Here is a 20,465-nt window from a genome sequence, read left to right as displayed (position 1 = left end):
TCTATTAATCTCTACGTTCTTCTTGAACTGGGCTTTCTACTTCTTTCAGTGAACCTTCTTCTTTTGGCAAATCACTAATAGATGGATCAGCAGGAGCACCTACTGCATCCGATACTTCTTCTTCTTTTTTAAGCTCAATAGCTGCTTTTTGATCTAACTCATCATATGAGCGTTCAGGAAGTGTACCATGCTCTTCTAGATGTTTAATCTGAGCAGCATCTAGTGTCTCTACCTCTAATAACGTTTTAGCGATTAATGTTAATAATTCACGTTTTTCCGTTAATATTTGTTTCGTACGAGCATATTGATCTTTAATCATTGTTTGCATTTCTTGATCAATTTCATAAGCAATTGCATCTGAATAGTTTTGTTCTGAGTTGAAGTCACGACCTAAGAAGACATTGCCCCCTTGTGCTTGACCGAATTGCATTGGTCCAAGCTTGTCACTCATTCCATATTCTGTAACCATTTTTCTAGCAATGCCCGTTGCGCGTTGGAAATCATTATGAGCTCCGGTAGAAACTTCACCGAAAATAATATCCTCAGCTACACGACCACCAAGTAATCCAGAAATTTTATCTAGTAACTCTGGTTTTGTCATGAAATAGCGATCTTCTTTAGGAAGCATTACTGCGTAGCCACCTGCTTGACCACGAGGAACAATCGTCACTTTATGTACGATTTCAGCATCGTCTAAAGTTAAACCAACAACCACATGTCCTGCTTCATGGTATGCAACAATATTTCGTTCTTTTTCAGAGATGACTTTTCCTGATTTAGCCGGACCTGCAATAACTCTGTCCGTAGCTTCATCAATATCTCGCATATCAACTTTTTTCTTATCTCTTCTAGCCGCTACTAGAGCTGCTTCGTTTAATAAGTTCTCTAAGTCTGCTCCAGAAAATCCTGGTGTGCGTTGTGCAATCGCTTTTAAGTCCACTGACTCGTCAAGTGGCTTATTACGAGCATGTACTCGAAGTACCGCTTCACGACCTTTAACGTCTGGGCGACCTACAGTAATTTGACGGTCAAAACGGCCTGGACGAAGAAGTGCCGGGTCTAAAACGTCTGGTCTATTTGTTGCAGCAACGATAATAATACCTTCATTTGCACCGAAACCATCCATTTCAACAAGTAATTGGTTTAGTGTTTGCTCACGTTCATCGTGACCTCCACCAAGACCTGCACCACGTTGACGACCAACTGCATCAATTTCATCAATAAAGATAATACAAGGTGCATTTTTCTTCGCATTTTCAAATAAATCACGAACACGAGAAGCTCCTACTCCGACAAACATTTCAACGAAGTCCGATCCACTTATAGAGAAGAACGGCACACCTGATTCACCCGCAACTGCACGAGCAAGTAATGTTTTACCAGTACCCGGAGGACCTACTAAAAGAATCCCTTTAGGTATACGAGCTCCAATTTCCACGAATTTACGTGGATCTTTTAAGAAATCTACTACTTCCACTAGTTCAGCTTTTTCTTCATCTGCACCAGCAACATCATTAAATCTAACTTTTTTCTTATCATTATCGTACAACTTCGCTTTACTCTTACCGAAGTTCATCACGCGGTTACCACCGCCTTGTGATTGGCTTAATAAGAAGAAGAATAAAATAATAATAATTAAGAACGGCAATAATCCTGTGAAGAATTGAACCCAACCACTTGTTTTAGGCGTTTCTTTGTATTCCACGTCTACAGAATTGGATGTTGCCAACGTATAAATTTTCGTTTGTAGTTCTTCGCTATTATAAGGGAGAATCGCTAAATATTTCTCTCCTTCTTTATAGCCTTTCATTTCACCTTCAGCGTAATACACACCCGCATCAGGTTGTAAATCAACAGTTGTTATTTCTCCTTTTTCTAAAGAAGTCATAAATTCGTTAAAACTAATATTTTTGGTTGTTGTATTACTCGTATTAAACGTAGCAAAAATCCCAACGATCACAAAAAATATTAATAAGTATAATATGGCGTAGCGCAATGCTCGATTCATTCCCAGCCTCCTCACAAGGTAAACAAAAAACTAATGATAATCTTATCACACGAATTTTTGGACGTACAATGAAAAGCCTTCCAAACTAGGGTAAAAACTAAAAACTATAAACTTCTTTCTTCAATACGCCTACATATGGTAAGTTACGATACTTTTCTGCATAATCTAAACCGTATCCAACTACAAATGCATCTGGTACTTCAAAGCCAACGAAATCAGCTTTTAAGTCTACTTTTCTACCAGTTGGTTTGTCTAATAATGTAACGATCTTAATCGATTTTGCTTTACGATATTTGAAAAGATCAACTAAGTAACTTAATGTCATCCCACTATCGATGATGTCTTCGATTATTAGAATGTCTCGACCTTCAACACTTGTGTTTAAATCTTTTACAATTTTAACTTCTCCAGAAGAAACAGTTGCATTTCCATAACTAGATACATCCATATAATCCATTTCAATATATGTATCTACACGTTTCATCAAATCGGACATGAAAGGCATTGCACCTTTTAAAATCCCAATTGCAAGTGGGTACTGATCTTTGTACTCCTCCGTTAACAAGGCTCCTAATTCACGTGTTTTTTGATTGATTTGATCCTCAGATAACAAGACTTCTAAAATATCCTTTTCTAACATGGTTAATCCTCCTATGGGTTAATAACTCTTTACGTGTAATACAAAGTTTTGCGTATTTCTATTCTTTTCAAATTGAGACCCGTAACGAAGACCTATTACAGCCATTATATCATTTTTAGCAGATACAAGTATTGGCCAAACCACTCGTTCTTCGGTCGAAACTTTTTCATCAATAAACAATCGTGAAACTTTTTTTTGAGTAGACATCCCTTTTAAATGTATTCGATCTCCTTCCATTTTCGGTCGTACAGAAAGAGGTAAAGAATCATTTTCCAGTTGGATAAACCATTTTTCATCGGAAGGAACCTGCTCGTTTAAGTTTCTAGTCAGGTATATAGAATAACCAGCACCAACTGCTCTCCAACAATCTTCATCAATTATTTGACTTTGAAATGGTAGAGATTGTAGCGGTTTTGAGGAAAACTGAACTTGACTGTAATGACGTATGAGGAAAAAATCTTTGGGCAAATGAATCACTGCATTACCATCCTGCTCATTACAAACAGTTAAAATGGATTCAATTAGGCGATTATTTAATAGCGTATTGGAGCTATCATACAGATACTTTAATAGTATTAGAATCACTCTTCTTTGTAAAGCAACTGGGACTTCGCTAAACTGTTTTGTATCCATAAAAAAGCTCGATTTGCTTTTAATTGTCACAAGCTGATCAAATTTTTCTTTAGCAAGTGTCTGTAAAAAAGTATCATCTTGTTGTTGTTTTTCTACGAACGTTCGGATACTATCTGCCACATGCAAATTTTCTTGACGTAGAAGAGGTAACACGGTATGACGTAAACGATTTCTTGTATATGTATGTTTATCGTTACTAGGATCATGTCTGAAGGATTGCTCCTTAAACTGAACAAAATCCAAAATCTCTTCTTTCGTCACACATAGGAACGGGCGAATGATACTTCCATTAGAAAAGGGTCTTGTTATCGGGATTCCTGTAAGAGAAGACGCCAAAGAACCTCTTACTAATGACATAATTATTGTTTCAATTTGATCATCTGCATGATGCCCAAGGACCAACTTATCAAAATGCTCTTGCTTCATAACAGTGTCAAAGTAAGCGTACCGTTCCTCACGACATATTACCTGAACATTTCCACCCTCTACCTCCATTCTAGAAGGCACTTCAAGTGTAGTTCCATAGAAAGGTACGTCCAACCTTGTAGCTACTTGTTCTACGAATTGCATATCTTCGGCAGACTCTTCTCCGCGAAGCTGGTGGTCCGTGTGAACAATCCCTAGCTGTACGTTATATATTTCTTTAAGTTCATGAAATATAAGGACCACAGCAATGGAATCTGCTCCACCAGAACAAGCTAAAAGAAGACGCTCCCCACTTTGAATCAACCGATACTTATCTATATACTTTTTCACTTTTTTAATAAAAGGATGCATCTTTTCACCTCAATTATTGATCATTCTTCTGGTAAATAGTCCGTCAGTACGTGGACTAGGCGGACATTTACTCATCACTCGCTTTTACTTCTCAAGAGCTTAAGAAGAGGCGCACAGGATGGGGGTCATGCAGTCGTTGCGACATGATGTCTCGTTCTTAGACTGTATTCCCCAAATAGGCGCTTCCGCTTTTCTTTTCTGGCCAGCTGCAGGTGCCAGCCTTTCGAGTCGCTTCAGACAGACGGTTAAGGCAAAGAACGCCTTTACCGTTTGTCTTCCAGCGCTTGTCAAGGCTAACGGGCACCTTTCGCTTTTCTTTTCTGGCCAGCTGCAGCGCCTTGCCCCTCGGGTCGCTTCAGAATTTCGAGAAAGGCAAAGGACGCCTTTCCAGGAAATTCTTCCAGCGCCTGTGGGCCCGCACGATGCGGGTCATGCAGTCGTCGCGACACGATGTCGCGAACTTAGACTGCCTTCCCCTAGTAGGCGCTTCCGCTTTTCTTTTAGTGTACCATTTTTTCTTGGTATTTGGCTGTTTGACGTGGTGTGAAGAGGGACCATTCTGGTACTACATGCTCTACTTGCATGAAAATTACAGTTCGATCATCCCCTGGTAGTGAGTATGTCTCTTCTAACATTTTCACAAAACGCTCTGCATTCATGGATGGGTCCTGTAATATTTTTTGGTAATATTGCTCCTGTTTTTCGACAGTCGTATTCCCTGAGAATACACCATCTGATAGCATAACCAATACATCTCCGTCTTTCAGGTCCATTTTTCTAGCTTCAATCGAGAAGGTCGGCAGGAAACCGAATGGGACGTGTTTGCTTTCTATTTTTCTCATTTCATTTCCACGTATGAGGTATGTCGACATACTTCCGGCCTTCCAAGACCATAACTCCCCTTTTTGCAAATCTATCAACGCTAGGTCTACTGTCGCATAACTATCATTGTCGTTTTGTAAACTCATCATGTAATGGAGGGTATGCATTGTTGTTTCTGGATCCATTTTTTTATTTAAACATTCCCTCATAAACTGCATGACACGTCTACTTTCCCGGTGTGCTTCCACATCATTCCCCATTCCATCCGATAAGATAACAGCCATCAATCCTGGGTGTAACGGGAACACCGCGTGGGCATCACCCGAATAGATTGTATTTTTACTAGAGGATGTATACACATCATGCGTAATTTGAAAACGAACGGACGATTTACAGGTCAATTGAATATGTTCATATGGGTGGTGGATTTCTTTCATAGCCGTAATTTCAAACGGTTCATTCCACAGTTCATATAATAGAGGCACTATTAAACGCTCTCCTACCATTTTTGCTCGTGCTTCAATAGGTAAACAACAAACAATCTCCATTTGTCCAATTTCTATGTTTAATACGTCTATTTGAAAGAAAGGTATATTTGCTTGTTGGAGTTTTTGTTTAATCACTTCCTCATGAGACGAGTACATTGTTATATTATTTTCCAAATTGTTCATTAGTTCACTCATGTGATTGCCCATATCTTTCAGTTTGAGTGCAAACATCTTTTTTCCGTGCTGTAATTCATATGTTAGCTGTTGTTTGGCTTCTTTTTCCTTCAACTCATGCATCACTTGAATTGGTTTTACACATTTATACTGAATTCTAGTCTCTGTTTGCATTCTAGATTTTTTAGGCTGTTCCTCCCACTCCTTTATCAATGCAGGCATACCGTTAGATTTCTCTCCCCAACACTTTTCGTATTGAAAACACGATTGACAAATAGGTAGTGGCTCTGTTTTTTCATCTTTTCTCAAAGCTTTTGAGTCAAATCTTTCCGATATAAATCTGGTAATGAAGTCGACAAAATGCTGGAATTCTTGGAGCTGATGATTTACTTTTTCCGTCATCCACTTTTGTCTTCTTAACAAAACACTTGTTGTATCCGGATATAACTGATTCCTTAATTGCTTAATCCATGCAGAAGGAACAATAAAAAATAATAGTGAGGCGATAACAAGCGATCCTATATAAACAGAGTCTAGAGGTAGTGTACGGTCATATAAAATAAAGAAAAACGTTGCGCCTAGCATACTAAATGCTTGCCACAGTCTCCCAAAAGGCTTATGCAGTCCTGCTAGGAAGCCTGTAACCGCGTAGACTGCAATCATTCCGCTAAAGCTAAGTTTAGAAATACTCAATATCGTACCTGAAAGTACCGCAACTACAGTGGCAAGTTGTACACCACCAATAGCTGCTGACACTGCAATTACTAGATGGGCTGCCATCAGTGGAATCGAAACATATCCAAATATATACGAAGACATTCCAGTTAAAACAAGTGCTCCTATAAGCAATGCTGCCCCCATTCTTTCTACCGTCCACCTTTTATGCAATAAATCTGGAAACGGAAGGAATAATTGAAACAAAAATATTGTCATGAATAAACTTAATATGCCTTCGTATGCAATGGCTAACCAAATAGAAACTGGAATCTCTCCACCATACGAAACAAACTGCCATACAATCTGTATACATACAACATCTAACAGTACAAATATAGGTAAAGGAATTTTATTAATAAATCGATTTTGATAAAACGGAAATAATAATGCCTGAATTGCATGGATAATTACTTGTCCAAACCCTAGAGTAAAACTACCTAGTATAGCACCTACAACTGTCCAAGGTACAAAGCGTTGAAACCTTAGATTAACTAACGCCCAAAGGGGGAGAAAAAACGGAACTGAGGCCTCGAACAATACAACCTGTGCTAGAAAAAATGAGAGTAGTAGGAAAACTATAGAAAAGAAAAGAGTAATTCTTTTAGCTTTAAAACCCTCCGTGATTCTTCTCAACGATATACTGCGTTTTTGTTCCTGTTCATAAATCGTCTTCAAAGCGAATACCTCCTATTCAACTATTGATGGAAGTATACCTATTATCTTCTCAAAAAGTATGTCTGTTTCTGACATGTATCTCAAATAACTTTTCGACGTCATCAGCTAATAAACTAAAAAGTTTAATTATTTAGAACAAACTTTCTTTTGATGTTTATAAAATTCCTTTAAAGAAGCATTGACACTTCGACAAAACGATTGTAATATATAATTTGTTCGGTAAAACGGCGGCCTAGCTCAGCTGGCTAGAGCGTACGGTTCATACCCGTGAGGTCGGGGGTTCGATCCCCTCGGCCGCCATAATTCCGGCCCCTTGGTCAAGCGGTTAAGACACCGCCCTTTCACGGCGGTAACACGGGTTCGAATCCCGTAGGGGTCATCTAATAAAAAGCAGTTCCTAAACCTATGTTTAGGAACTGCTTTTTTATTTTTGGATATATACAATTTGTCGAAGTCCTAAATAAAACCTCACAATCGGAAATCGAGGTTGAATCGCTACTTATACGGAGGAGATTTGTTCTCTGTGATGGTCGTCATGCTCTAAAAACCCTGTGAAATAACTACGAATAGAGGATTTACTTTCTCCAATGTAAAAAGCTTTGTCCCATTCTATTTCATCCGTTTGCTGAAGCTTTTCGATAATACGTTCACGTTGTTTTTTTGCAAAAGAAAGGGTTTCTTTAAATGCTTGTTCATGAGTAAGGGCTGCGGCTTTTGCGTTAAATGTTTCAAAATCTGGAAACCTTTCAAGCTTTTCACCTTCTTTCATATTAGGCAAACGTTGTTCGAGAGTAAATCGATCCCATTCTGCAAGATGCATTATTATCTCATTTGGCGACCATTTCCCTTTGGCATATGGAGCATTTGCTGTCGTTTCGTCTAAAGTAGTCAAAGTGTCTAGCCACTGGATATACTCACTATGCGCTCTAAGTAGTTCTTCTTTTTTCACAGGATAACCCCCATTTATTTATATACCTTGGCCAAAAGTACATTCATATAGTGAAATCTTACAACGCTCATTTTCGCTTCAGGTAATTCTTATTTTTCAAAGTAATTATGGAAGCAACTAAGCCTACCTAAAAATATTATGTCTAAACAAATAGTCGTACGATATATCAATAAACAAGTACTCACTATTATTAAGAGGGATTGAGAAAGTACGCATCATTTCGCCCGTAACAATGTCACTGTACATGTCCGAAAACTCACCACTTTGGTCATTACGCATTTTTATAATAGTTTTTAAAAAATATGGACGCCAACTCCAGTTTTTATTGACCGCATCTTCTTGCACACCCCATTTTTTGTCGACACGCATAATATTAGGAGAAAGTTGGAATCCGTCTTCATCACAAATATATATTCGGAATGAACAATCATTTAGTTCTTCTGCAAGTAATAATAATTGCGCTACATTTTCGCTATTCGGATTTATAAGCTCAACTGCTTTTTCTAACATATTTTGCAGGTTTTTCAATTCATTGTATTTTTCTTCAAGTAATCGCTTTTCTGTCGTAATAAATTGTTGACACTTCTCTTTGAAATGATCTTTTAGCGAATCTTTTAAAATTATGTTTCTCTGAGCATCCGCTAGGTACTTCCCTTGATAATATCGCCCTCCATTTTTCCAAGCAAATTGAAGTTGATGCACACTATCAATTCCTTCAAACAACATATTTGCTCCCATTTTACGAGCCAGCGATCCTAAGGAAGCAAATAAGTCATTTTGCGCACTCCACGATTCATAGCTCAGTTTTTCTATATTTACTTTTAATATATTTGGTGACAACATCTTTATATAATCTATATGACTTTCAGAACCTACTTGATTTATAGCTATTTTCATACCGTATGTACGGTAATATCTGAGTATATTACTAAGTTGGCTAAAATCACCTTTATAATCATGTTCTGAAAGTACAAGTACAATTCGTGAAAGTGAATCCTCTGAGACATACTCATTTAAAATATTGAAATAACTCTCTCCATAATCTAGTATGAGTAAATTTGCGTTGCATGGTAAATATATATCGTAGTCTTTTGTCTTTTCCATTAACTCTGAAAGGGCTAAACGAAGTATTTTATGTTCAATTTCAACACGATATTCTACTGGAATATCCTCATCATATGCTAAAGCGTTTAAATTAATAAGCTTTTCTTTATTAATAAGCTTTCCTAAAACTTCATAAGCAACAACAATATGTTCGTCCGCACTAAAAATCGGTTGATAATATGCTTTTATATGTTCTATATTCGTTAGTACATCAATTGCATCCAACTAATAAACCTCCTTGAAAGATCAAAGAATACCTATGTGAGTTAATCTCATAATAAAGTAGTTATGAAATTAATTCATGTTTATTTGAAATACTAGAGTACACCTTACTTTAAGGATATGCTGAATCTCATATTTTGTGTACAAAAAAAAGGTGTTAGCAAAGCCAAACACCTTTTCATCTATATGACATTTTTTCTACCTATAAAACAGACAGCATATTATCCTCTTTTAGCGCCTCTGCCACCGCGCTTAGATTCTGTCGCGCGCTTTAACGTAGACAAACGATCTTCACTATCTTTCAAGAATCTAGCCATTTTTTGCTCAAAATTCTCTTTGCTAGGACGATCGCGATCATTTGGGCGATTGTTGTTTCTAGGACGCTGAGGACGTTCGGGTCTCTCTGGTCTTTCCGCTTGAGGCTTTGCTTTTCGAATAGATAATCCGATTTTGCCATCCGCTTCAACATTCATCACCTTAACTTCAACAACATCTCCAACCTTCAGATGCTCATTAATATCTTTTACATAATTGTCCGCCACTTCACTAATGTGAACTAGACCTGTTGAGCCTCCTGGTAGTTCGACGAATGCTCCGAAATTTGTGATTCCTGTTACTTTACCTTCTACCTTGCTGCCTACTTCAATTGACATAAAAAAAATGCTCCTCCTTAAAATTTAAGCGACTCTTTTTCGAACTTATATGCTTTTTACATACAAATCCCTACCCTTATTATAGCTAACAAAAAAAGAGTGTCAATAAGACTACTCTTTTGCTTTTGGTTTTTTAAAATTATTTTTCCTCTTTACCAGGTAAAGTGAATATAATTTCACCCTCCTCTGAAAGGAAATACTGCTTTCTTAATAGTTTGCCAATGTACTCATCGTCGTTCAACTTTGAAATTTGCACTTTAAGCATTTCTTGCTCTTCTTTCACTTTCTCCAACTCTTGAGCCACTTGCTCTTTTTGCAATTGTTTTTCTTCATATGCACTTTTACTGTTCAATAAGGTAGATATTAACAATCCAACTAAGGCAACAGATAAAATTGTAAACATGAATAATCTTCTCGCTAAACGAACCTTTTTTGCTTTATTTCGATTTTCTTGGCGTTCGATAGAGCGAACATAATCAGTATTAATCGATGCAATTTGTTTCTTTACAGGTACGTTTCTTTGCTTCTCACTCATTTTGCTCTCTCCTATCAAACTATTTCATTTTTTTAGTGTACTTTCTATTATAACGGATGTTTGGCTTTTTCTGAAGGGCCAAATGCCACGTTTTTTGAAATAAAAAATGAAATGGTTTAAAAATAAATGAGATAAGCGTCCATATAAGTAAAAAAGTTTTATTAACTACTAACCAGATGAAACAAATTATCCACCAAATTGGTTGGATGATTAGGCGTAAAAAGATTCTACCAATTAGACGAAACACTGGCTGAAATAATTGATCGTATAAGAGAATACCTACAATTTGCGCAAGCGGATCATAAATTCTCCATACGCCATCTCGTACTTCAAAAAGTACAAAAAAAGAACATAGTCCAAGTGCAATCCAAACAAATATTTCAAGAACAATACGATATTTATAAACGTAGGAACGCCTAGGGAAACTTCCCGTTACAAAGCGCGTCCCTTCGATTATTGCCCCTACCAATATCCCACTAAAGACCATTAGTAACAGACTAAAGAATTGTAATGAGAGTGTCATCCGAATAATTTATGAAGTAATCCTCTAGCGCCGTCTAAACTTTGCTCTTCATCATATTGCATCGCCCGAACGATTCCTTCCAGTGTTAGTAATCCTTTATCAACATCCAGATGGACAATTTTTAAGTCTTCTCCCTTGATGTGAAGTATACCTTGAGAAGTTCTCACATAAAATTCTTGTTGATCGAATCTTTCAATAGATTTTACAGATGTCAGGTCCATACGTTTACGATTTCTAAGAGAAATCAAGTGGTCCCCCGATGGAATTGTGATAGTTTGGTTTTCTGCTTGATATTGCATATATACTCTCTCCTCTCCTTGTCCTACTTTATTGTATGCGCATAAAAAAAAAGCATGACAACTACCATGATTTTTTTCTAATTTTATAAGAAACTATTTAATTTCTATTTGGTATTACTAAGGATTCCATTGCACTTGGAAATAAAGGGATCAAATCTACCGAATATAAACTTCTGATTTTCCATTTCAGGTGGAGCTTTCCGCGGGGTGAGATGAGCTATCACCGTCGCTAACACGTCGCTGTTTCACTTATCCTGACGGAGTCGCCACCTTTCACTACAACGCTTAACACTTAGATAATAAGATTAGTCCAGTTAATGTAGGGAAAAACTATTTGCAATCATTGTTGACTTAGAAATGCGATTATTTCATGATGAATGAAGGAATCAGACTTTCTTTTTACTAGTGGAAATAAAGAGAAGTAGTAAGTATTTGCTTCGTAAAGAAGCGAAGTAGGTCACGAAATTACTTCTTCGTGAGCTTCCTCTATGAATAGGCAAGTGTGTTATCCCTAGTTATCCAAACATGCACTAACCTGTTTTTTTAGCTTTGTAGGATGACGACGGACAGACAAACGCCATAAGATTACCAAAAAAAAGTGATATTGGATGTGACGGAAGTCACAACCAATATCACTAAAAATGCACTAGGTAATCATATAGCAAAACGTTTGTCCAAAGCACTTTGAAAACGTTAGAAACAGGTTTTGATCTTAAAGGAGCTAGAGTGTTTTTGTCCAGTTTTTCTTATTAATCTTCATCATCAATAAATTCTGGATCTACTTTTTCTAATCTCTCTTCTTTTATAATCGTAAACATCAATGAAGCTTCTTCTTTTTTTGCAGAGTCTCTAACCGCATCAACCGTTGCAGTTACCACTTTTTGTCCGAACCTAATTGACAATTCATCTCCAGCTTTCACATCTGAGCTCGCTTTTGCTACTTTTCCATTAATTGTTATTCTACCTTGGTCCGCCACTTCTTTTGCTAATGTTCTACGCTTTATAAGTCTGGAAACCTTTAAATATTTGTCTAATCTCATTTTTGGTCACTACCCCTCTAATTTTTTTGCATCTTTCCAATATTGGTCTAGCTCTTCTAAGGTATAATAGGAAAAGTCACCTTTTCCGTTCTTTACACTCTGTTCTATAAATTGGAATCTGCTTTTAAACTTCTTATTAGCCTGAATCATAGCTTGCTCTGGAGATAAACTATAAAAACGAGCTAAATTTACAATTGTGAATAACACATCACCTAATTCATCTACTTGAGTGTCCTTCGTACCCTCTGCTAATTCTATCTTCCATTCGTCCAATTCTTCCTCGAACTTTTCCCAAGCACCAGAAACATCGGGCCAATCAAAACCTATCTTCGCAACTTTTTTTTGATAATTAAAAGAAGTAAGTAGGGATGAATCAGTTCGCATTTCCCCTTCTAACAATGAATCCGCAGAATTTCTATTTTCTTCGGATTTTATTTGTTGCCAATTACGCAGAACATCCTCTGTGTTATCTGCTTTTACATTACCAAATACATGAGGGTGCCTACGAATCATCTTGTCTGCAATAGAGTTCAATACATCCTCCATACTAAAGTATCCGTTATCTTCCCCTATTTGGGCATGTAAAAATACTTGTAACAGGACGTCGCCTAACTCTTCTACGATATGATCATCATCTTCCTCGTCAATCGCTTGCAGAAGCTCATACACCTCTTCTATGGCATACTTCTTTAAAGTTGTATGTGTTTGTTCCTTATCCCAAGGACACCCGTTAGGACCACGCAGTTCTGCTACAATTTGACGAAGAGTTTGCCACTCTTTTAAGCGATTTTCTTTTTCATGAATTGGAGGAACATATAAGGTAGTTAAATTATCTAACTTCATCACTCGGTCCAATTCAAATAATGGAACTTTCGTTAAACTTTCGGCAGTAGATCCTGCAGCAGTGACAATCGTTACTTCATAATCATCAGGATATTTTTCCATTAGTGTCAGCTTTACTTCAGACGCACTAAATGCGTCATATACCTGTCCAATAAGCACATGTGCATTCATTTGAACTTCATCTCGCTTGAAGCTAGTACCGTCAAGTAATTGAAAACCTTCAATTGGATCAATTCGCAAAGCACCAAAAATGGGGTCTAGAAAACTTTGGCCACCTTCTATACGGATTTTAACCTTCTCTTGTTTTTCTGCTTCTATTAAAAGCTGTACTGTTTGTTCGGCAACTAACGGATGACCAGGTACAGCGTATATAATTGAATGCTCCTTTGCTAACTCTAGAAGTTGGCGTACAATCTCTTGATAGACATCTTCGAACTGGTCATTTTTTTCATATATAGCATCGAAACTTGTAAAGGATAGGCCTTCTGATCTTAATTCCTCCAAAACTGGGTGTTGCTCCGTTCGAACATATAAATATTGGGCGGACTTTAACTTTTTATATATACCTAATGGCAACTGTTCTAAATCACTTGCTCCAAGGCCAATTATCGTAATTTCATTCATTTTACTCACAACCTTACTTTTCTTTATTTAACCAAAGCTGAAAAGTAGCCATCCTTCTGCCAAATGGCAATAAAAACCACTCTTTTTCTGCTATCACACGTTTTTTTGCTATGTTTACTAAAAAAACTGTGGCACCGAGCATAACTGCAGTTAGCGAAATTACAATCGATTGAATTCTACTAGAGAGATTATCAAATAATACAGCATCTCCTAATATTATATAAGCTACCACACACACTATCATCAAAATAGATGCTTTTAAAATTCCTTTATAGAAAACTGCTGGAGCAAATTGGATATTCCAAGTCTTTTTAAAATAATAACACATTAACACATAGATAATCGCTAAACTAATATTCCCTGAGATAGCTGCTCCTAATACTCCATATGTAGGAACTAGTATGCTATTTAATAGCCACTTACTCAAGACCCCGAGCAACAAGAAAAGTGTAGGAATCTTTACCATTCCACTTCCCTGTAGCATAGCCATTAAAGTAAGAATTAAAGACATCCATACAATTTGAAAAGAAAAAACCATTAAAGTCGTAGATTCCTCTTTTGTTTGAAATAGCATCTCATTGACGTATGGGAGTACAACAATTAACCCCATCGCTGCAGCAACTCCAAACGTAAAAGCTACGCGATACGTTAGTTGCATGAATGGGACGGCTGTTCTACCTGAACCTTTTCCCATCCGATGTGCTACTAATGGAACGATAGCTAAGGAAAGTGTAGAGGCTATGACAATCCCTAATTGGACAAGCGGTTGCCCTCTATCATAGACTCCTTTTTTCTCCATTGCCAGATGTTTATCCATTCCACTTTCTACAAGAGACTGAAAAACCGTAAACGAATCGACCAGCTGAAACAGTAAGAATAGTAATGCACTGATACTAGCACTTATACTAATAAGTGTTAAATTTTTTACAATTGTCCAAATTGGAACATCATCTCGTTTAACCGTTTCCTTCTTTGGTCGTTTCATTGATTTCCAATAAATAGAGGAAAGTAGTATGACACCCGCAAGTTCTCCTGCTACTGCACCGTACATAGCCATACTTCCAGCTTTATATAAATCAAAACTATTGGAAATGATAAGCCACGTACCAAATAAAATGACAAAAACACGAACCGCCTGCTCCACCACTTGCGCATAAGCGACCGGCTGCATTCGACCATCTGATTGAAAGTCTCCCTTTAGTACAGCAAGCATTGGCATCAGTAAAATTACGTAGGATCCAGCTTTCAATAACTGGGCAAGATTTGCATCACCCATAGCTTTCGCAAGGAACCCAGCTCCCATAAACAATAAAATAAAAAATATAATAGAAATAAATCCAATATAATAAAAAGCAATCCTCTTTACCCTTGGAATAGCATAGTCTTTCCCAAGTACTTTATAGTCCGACAAAATTTTAGACAAAGCTACTGCGAAACCAAATGAAGTCCAAGTAGTGATAATGCCGATGAACGGATACACTTGTTGATAAATATAAAATCCTTCATCCCCCACTAAATTTTGAAAAGGCACCCGGTAAACGGCACTAAGCAATTTGACGATAATAGCCGCAATCGTCAGCATAGCTGCACCCTTCATATAAGTTTTCATATTCCAGTCATTACCCATAACCAATCCTACTCCCATAATACGATAGGAATATTATACTCTAGAAAAGCGCAAGCGCCTATGTTTGCACCGAAAAGCGTTGGAAGAATGGCTAGGCGTACTTTGCCTTTATCCGACATTCTGAAACGTCTCGAGGTGCAAGGCGCTGGAGACTAGACACTATAAGAAATGCGAAAGGCGCCCGTTTAGTTGTGAAAAGCGCTGGAAGGATTTCAGGGAAAGGCGTACTTTGCTTTTATCAAAATAGATAAACCATGTAAAGAAACCCAGTCTTTTAGGTCAAAATGAATCAGTTTCTTGCGTTTTCGAAGTGCTATTGGACAGACCTTCGCTATACTATAACCGATTATTTTAGAGAAATATTGGTCATGACTGACGTCATGACCAATATTACTTTTCGCGGTAATTTTATGGCGATTGTCTATGCGTCGCCCTTCTACAACTACAGGAACTGCTTTAGTATATTTTTGTATAATGAAAGAAAAGATACATTCTAATTCATTGAGTAAACTCTCGAAGATGCAATTTCGTTCGCTATTTCGATACTTTATTAGATAGACACTAACTATTTCTCTTCCTCCTCCATTACAGAATAGTATCTATAATTCAATAGTCAAATACCTATTTTTAAGCGATAGGCTTTGCTAAATCTAATTGTTGCGTTCTACTCATCCATTGATTGTAGTGAAAGGTGGCGACTCCGGCGGGAACAGCACGAGCTGAAAGCCCCGCAGAAACGTAGTGACGAGGAGATTGAAGCCGTGCCCGCGGAAAGCGTCCAACTGAAACGGAAATCAGTAGTATTTACCAACGGTCTAACTTGCCGTCATGCCCTAGGTCTTTATTTAATTACTTTTCACTATTATTTCTCAATTAACTTAATCTCATTGAACCTAAAACAAAAAAAGTCTTCCTCTTTTGTAGAAGAGGAAGACTTTTTTAACTTTCCATTTGTTTTGCCAAAAAGTTTGCAGCTGTCTCAATTGACTTTAGCTCAGATTCTCCAATAAAGTGTACTTTTGAAATAATAAATACAGCGCCTATTGGATCTCCCGAAGCAATAATGGGTGCAATACAATAAGATTTAACTGTTTCTACTACTCCAGGAACCCATTCAACCGAGTTTTCATGTTTCTCCATTACAATAGAGCGCTTACTAATAATGTCTTCTACATCTGGACTTAGTCTGCGATTCAAGTAATCCTTCTTTGATAACCCAGCTGCTGCAATCATTTCATCACGATCACTTATTAATACAGGGGTTCCTAAAGTTTCATATAAAGTATCCGCATATTCCTTCGCAAAATCTCCGAGCTCACTAATAGGTGAATATTTTTTTAAAATTACTTCTCCTTCTCGATCCGTAAAAATTTCCAATGGATCTCCTTCTCGGATACGAAGGGTTCGACGTATTTCTTTCGGAATTACCACTCTACCTAAATCATCAATACGACGTACGATGCCTGTTGCTTTCATGTAATATGCCTCACTTTCGACAGATTGGAAATTAAAGTTCATTTCTGCCATAGTATGCATCATATTACCAAAAAATATGCAAAGAGCTATTTGACGTCTGCTATTTCTTTTTTTGCTTCCGGTAATAATCTAACCATATCTTCTAATACATCGAATGAATTGAATTTACCTGTTTTACGTTCATCAATAGTCAGTACAAGACTGCCATTATCCATATTAAAGCCAACCGCACGTCCGTATTTCATAGATTCTTCTACCAGTTTTGCTCCATCTATAGCTTTAGTTCCCTCTGCATTTAAAGAAATCGAAATAATTTTATTTATTTCTTTAATAGACTCTACACCTACTGCTATACCCCAAATTTTCATACGTGCAATACGTAGTAACGTTTCTGCCTCGAGAGGTATATCTCCAAACCGGTCTTGTAATTCATCTATGAGGTCGAAGTACTCTTCTTCTTTTTCCATTGCTTTTACCCGTTTGTACATTTGAATCTTTTGATAACCATCCGGGATGTATTCATCAGAAATATAAGCATCAGTAGAGAGTGCTATTTCTATGTCTGGTAAATCCTCTTTTTTAATACCAGTACGTTTTTCCGCAATTGCATCCTCCAACATTTGTGTATAAAGATCAAACCCTACTGAGTCTATAAATCCATGTTGTTGAGAACCCAGTAAGTTTCCAGCACCTCGAATAGACAAGTCTCGCATAGCAATCTTAAACCCAGAACCAAGCTCTGTAAATTCTTTAACAGCCTGCAATCTTTTTTCTGCCACATCTGTCAATACCTTATCTCGTTGATGCATTAAATAAGCATAAGCAACACGATTGGAGCGACCTACACGACCTCTTAATTGATACAATTGTGATAGCCCCATTTTATCTGCATCTTGAATAATAAGTGTATTTACATTTGGAATATCAATGCCTGTTTCAATAATGGTCGTAGTAACTAAGACATCGTATTCTCCCTCTATAAAGCTGATAATAATGGACTCTAGCTCCGTTTCACTCATTTGACCATGTGCAAACCCTACTCTAGCAGTCGGTACTAACATTTGTATTTCGTCCACTTTTCTCGTAATATCTTCTACCCGATTATACAGATAAAATGCCTGTCCCCCACGTGCAAGTTCCCTTTCAATCGCTTCTCGAACTAGAGCACCATTTTGTTCCATCACGTACGTTTGAACTGGAAAACGATTTTTGGGGGGAGTTTCAATGACAGATAGGTCACGTACACCAATCATCGACATATGTAATGTACGAGGTATAGGTGTAGCAGTTAAAGTCATGACATCTACATTTGTTTTCAGTTGCTTAATCCGTTCTTTATGTTTTACACCAAATCGTTGTTCCTCATCTACAACAAGAAGACCTAAATCGTGATACTCCACATCTTTAGAGAGAATTCGATGTGTACCTACTACAACATCTACTAATCCTTTTTTCAATCCACTAATCGTTTCACTTTGTTGTTTTTTGTTTCGGAAACGGCTTAGTAAACCTATTTCAATCGGAAAATCTTGAAAGCGCTCTATCATTGTTTCATAATGTTGTTGTGCCAATATAGTTGTAGGACATAGAAAAGCCACCTGTTTTCCTTCCATGACAGCTTTAAATGCCGCTCGTATTGCTACCTCCGTTTTACCGTAACCTACATCACCGCAGACAAGGCGATCCATCGGTCGAGCTTCTTCCATATCTTTTTTCACTTCTTGAATAGTACGAAGTTGGTCATCCGTTTCCTCGTATGGAAATGCCGCTTCAAAGGACTGCTGCATTTCACTATCTGGTTCAAATGCATATCCAACTTCTGCTTCTCGTTTGGCATATAGCTTTATTAGCTCATCAGCAATGTCTTGGACTGCTGCTGAAACCTTTGTTTTGGTCTTCTTCCAATCTGCACCACCCAGCTTATGAAGCTTTGGATCCTTTTCGCCAGATGCAACATATTTTTGAATAAGATCTATTTGATCTACTGGAACAAATAGTTTATCCTCCCCACGATAACGGATATGAAGATAGTCTTTATGAATACCATTAACAAGCAATGTTTCAATTCCAATATATTTCCCAATACCATGGTGTATATGTACAACATTATCTCCAGGTTTTATCTCGGAGTAACTTTTGATACGCTCAGCATTCGTTACCTTTTGAGCTCTCGCTTTTTTCTTATGCTTTTGTTTAAAAAGTTCGGAATCGGTAATAACTGCAATTCGTTGTAATGGAAGTTCAAAACCAGCTTCTAGATCACCCTCCACGATAAAAATACCAGGTGATTTCATATCACCCTCAGTAGCACCAATTTGAGAAGTAATCTCGTAATCTTCTAACACTGCGTGTATTTTTTGGATACGTTCTTTGCCATCTGCAAGTATAAATAAGCGGAACTTTCCTTGGGTAAATCGCTCCATTTCATTTTTTAATAAATGCATTTGACCATGGAAATTTTGCATTGGTTTACATGAAAAACTAATATTCTTTTTAATCGTAATTCCCGAAAAAGTACGAGAAAACAAAGAAAAGTACAACTTTTCGTTAGAAAACATCTGAATAATTTCTTTAAGACGGAAAGAAGGTTTTACCCGATGTACAGTTTTTCCTTCTTCTAATAAAGAAAGAATCCAATCATTTTCTTCTCTTTCTAGTGTCTCTGTCACTTCTTGAACTCTGCCAAGCTCGTCAAATAAAACCATTCCATTTTCGTTAAAATAGTTTCCTAAAAAACTATTACTCTCTTCCAGTAAAGACACATACTTCATATATTCTTTTGGTTGCTCACCTTGCTTTAACAACTCAATATCTTGTTGAATATTTTGATAGAAAAGATCTTTCACTTCAGGAATTTTAACTTTCTCCAAACTCTCCGCTAGTGCCTCTTCTAACTTGTGGGCTAGAAGAATTTTCTTTTCATCGGTTAGTACGTATTCGGTGGCTGGTAAGATTCGTATATCTTTCCTCTTTTCTAACGAGCGCTGATCTTCAGCAGAAAATGTACGAATGGAGTCAACCTCTGTATCAAACAATTCAATACGAATAGGATTTTCTAGGTATAATGGATAGATATCAATAATTCCGCCTCGTAAAGCGAATTCTCCAGGAGCAGTAACCATTGGCTGTCGTACATATCCCATATTCACCAGTCTTTGTAAAAAGGAATCTAAACTAATTTCTTCACCTTCCGTAATAGACATGCTACTAGCTTGCCAGTCTTTCTTAGTTGGCATATGCTTTTTAAGACCAGCGATAGGAACAACATAAACACCCTTATCGTGTGTTAACATGTGGTCTAATGCTTCTAGTCTTTGTGCACGAAGTTCAGGACTAGTAATAGATATATCAGCTGCAATTAGCTCATCCGCCGGATATAATCGCACAAGGTCCTCACCAATTAGTTTTACTAAATCCTCAGTTAGTTTTTGAGCATGAAGGAGGTTAGGCGTTACAATCAGTATAGCTTTCTCCCGTGTTCTATATAACATGTTAGTAAAAACTGCTCTAGCACTAGAAGTAAGACCTGTTATTAGCTGTTGGTCTCTACCACTCTCTAACTCTTTTACTAGCTTTTGTATTTGTGTATCTTCAATCAATAAATTACTTAAAGGTTCCATCTGTGTACCCCCAATC

At 37.3% G+C, this 20,465-nt stretch carries 15 protein-coding genes and 2 tRNA genes; 2 read left to right on the top strand and 15 right to left on the bottom strand.

The features are described 5' to 3' along the window. Nucleotides 1–4: 4 nt before the first annotated feature. From ftsH to MKY29_RS00355, 4 genes are all read right to left on the bottom strand, one after another. Nucleotides 5–2,008 carry an ATP-dependent zinc metalloprotease FtsH gene (ftsH, locus tag MKY29_RS00370; RefSeq protein WP_090570845.1) on the bottom strand — a complete coding sequence of 668 codons (2,004 nt, stop codon included), beginning with the start codon at nt 2,006–2,008 and terminating at the stop codon, nt 5–7. Between the two features lie 97 nt (nt 2,009–2,105). Next, nucleotides 2,106–2,648, bottom strand: coding sequence for a hypoxanthine phosphoribosyltransferase (gene hpt, locus MKY29_RS00365; RefSeq protein ID WP_090570842.1), 543 nt, complete (start codon nt 2,646–2,648; stop codon nt 2,106–2,108). 18 nt (nt 2,649–2,666) lie between these two features. Continuing rightward, nucleotides 2,667–4,058 (bottom strand): tRNA lysidine(34) synthetase TilS, encoded by a 1,392-nt coding sequence (gene tilS / locus MKY29_RS00360; RefSeq protein WP_340878684.1) that lies wholly within the window; start codon nt 4,056–4,058, stop codon nt 2,667–2,669. Between the two features lie 500 nt (nt 4,059–4,558). Further along, nucleotides 4,559–6,934, bottom strand: a complete 2,376-nt coding sequence (locus tag MKY29_RS00355; protein WP_340878683.1) for a SpoIIE family protein phosphatase — start codon at nt 6,932–6,934, stop codon at nt 4,559–4,561. Nucleotides 6,935–7,160: 226 nt separating this feature from the next. Here MKY29_RS00355 and MKY29_RS00350 point away from each other — a divergent pair. Together MKY29_RS00350 and MKY29_RS00345 are read left to right on the top strand one after the other, a co-directional pair. Beyond that, nucleotides 7,161–7,234, top strand: a tRNA-Met gene (locus MKY29_RS00350). 7 nt (nt 7,235–7,241) lie between these two features. After that, nucleotides 7,242–7,313: transfer RNA gene (locus MKY29_RS00345), tRNA-Glu, on the top strand. Nucleotides 7,314–7,433: 120 nt separating this feature from the next. On the opposite strand, the gene MKY29_RS00340 is transcribed toward MKY29_RS00345, so the two are convergent. From MKY29_RS00340 to mfd, 11 genes are all read right to left on the bottom strand, one after another. Beyond that, nucleotides 7,434–7,883: a DinB family protein gene (locus tag MKY29_RS00340; protein WP_090570836.1), complete on the bottom strand. Its 450-nt coding sequence runs from the start codon at nt 7,881–7,883 to the stop codon at nt 7,434–7,436. 123 nt (nt 7,884–8,006) lie between these two features. Beyond that, on the bottom strand, nt 8,007–9,212 hold the full coding sequence (locus tag MKY29_RS00335) for an EAL domain-containing protein (RefSeq protein WP_090570833.1): 1,206 nt from the start codon (nt 9,210–9,212) through the stop codon (nt 8,007–8,009). A gap of 218 nt (nt 9,213–9,430) precedes the next feature. Then, entirely contained in the window at nt 9,431–9,862 is a 432-nt protein-coding gene (locus tag MKY29_RS00330) for a S1 domain-containing RNA-binding protein (RefSeq protein ID WP_090570830.1), read from the bottom strand. 139 nt (nt 9,863–10,001) lie between these two features. Continuing rightward, on the bottom strand, nt 10,002–10,397 hold the full coding sequence (locus MKY29_RS00325; protein ID WP_340878682.1) for an FtsB family cell division protein: 396 nt from the start codon (nt 10,395–10,397) through the stop codon (nt 10,002–10,004). A gap of 19 nt (nt 10,398–10,416) precedes the next feature. Beyond that, nucleotides 10,417–10,920, bottom strand: coding sequence for a spore cortex biosynthesis protein YabQ (gene yabQ, locus MKY29_RS00320; protein WP_090570823.1), 504 nt, complete (start codon nt 10,918–10,920; stop codon nt 10,417–10,419). Then, nucleotides 10,917–11,219 (bottom strand): sporulation protein YabP, encoded by a 303-nt coding sequence (gene yabP / locus MKY29_RS00315; RefSeq protein WP_090570820.1) that lies wholly within the window; start codon nt 11,217–11,219, stop codon nt 10,917–10,919. The genes yabQ and yabP overlap by 4 nt, the downstream gene beginning before the upstream one ends. A gap of 749 nt (nt 11,220–11,968) precedes the next feature. Beyond that, a complete protein-coding gene (locus tag MKY29_RS00310; RefSeq protein WP_090570816.1) occupies nt 11,969–12,259 on the bottom strand; it encodes an RNA-binding S4 domain-containing protein in 291 nt (96 codons plus the stop codon). A 9-nt stretch (nt 12,260–12,268) separates the two neighbouring features. Next, on the bottom strand, nt 12,269–13,726 hold the full coding sequence (gene mazG / locus MKY29_RS00305) for a nucleoside triphosphate pyrophosphohydrolase (protein WP_340880773.1): 1,458 nt from the start codon (nt 13,724–13,726) through the stop codon (nt 12,269–12,271). A 13-nt stretch (nt 13,727–13,739) separates the two neighbouring features. After that, complete coding sequence (locus MKY29_RS00300) at nt 13,740–15,353, bottom strand: putative polysaccharide biosynthesis protein (RefSeq protein WP_340878681.1); 1,614 nt, start codon at nt 15,351–15,353, stop codon at nt 13,740–13,742. 939 nt (nt 15,354–16,292) lie between these two features. After that, nucleotides 16,293–16,829, bottom strand: coding sequence for a stage V sporulation protein T (spoVT, locus tag MKY29_RS00295; RefSeq protein WP_090570896.1), 537 nt, complete (start codon nt 16,827–16,829; stop codon nt 16,293–16,295). 86 nt (nt 16,830–16,915) lie between these two features. Beyond that, nucleotides 16,916–20,449 (bottom strand): transcription-repair coupling factor, encoded by a 3,534-nt coding sequence (gene mfd, locus MKY29_RS00290; protein ID WP_340878680.1) that lies wholly within the window; start codon nt 20,447–20,449, stop codon nt 16,916–16,918. Nucleotides 20,450–20,465: the final 16 nt, after the last annotated feature.

Source organism: Psychrobacillus sp. FSL K6-2365 (assembly GCF_038003165.1).
Taxonomy (GTDB): Bacteria; Bacillota; Bacilli; order Bacillales_A; family Planococcaceae; genus Psychrobacillus; species Psychrobacillus psychrodurans.
This window is presented reverse-complemented; position numbering and strand designations above follow the sequence as displayed.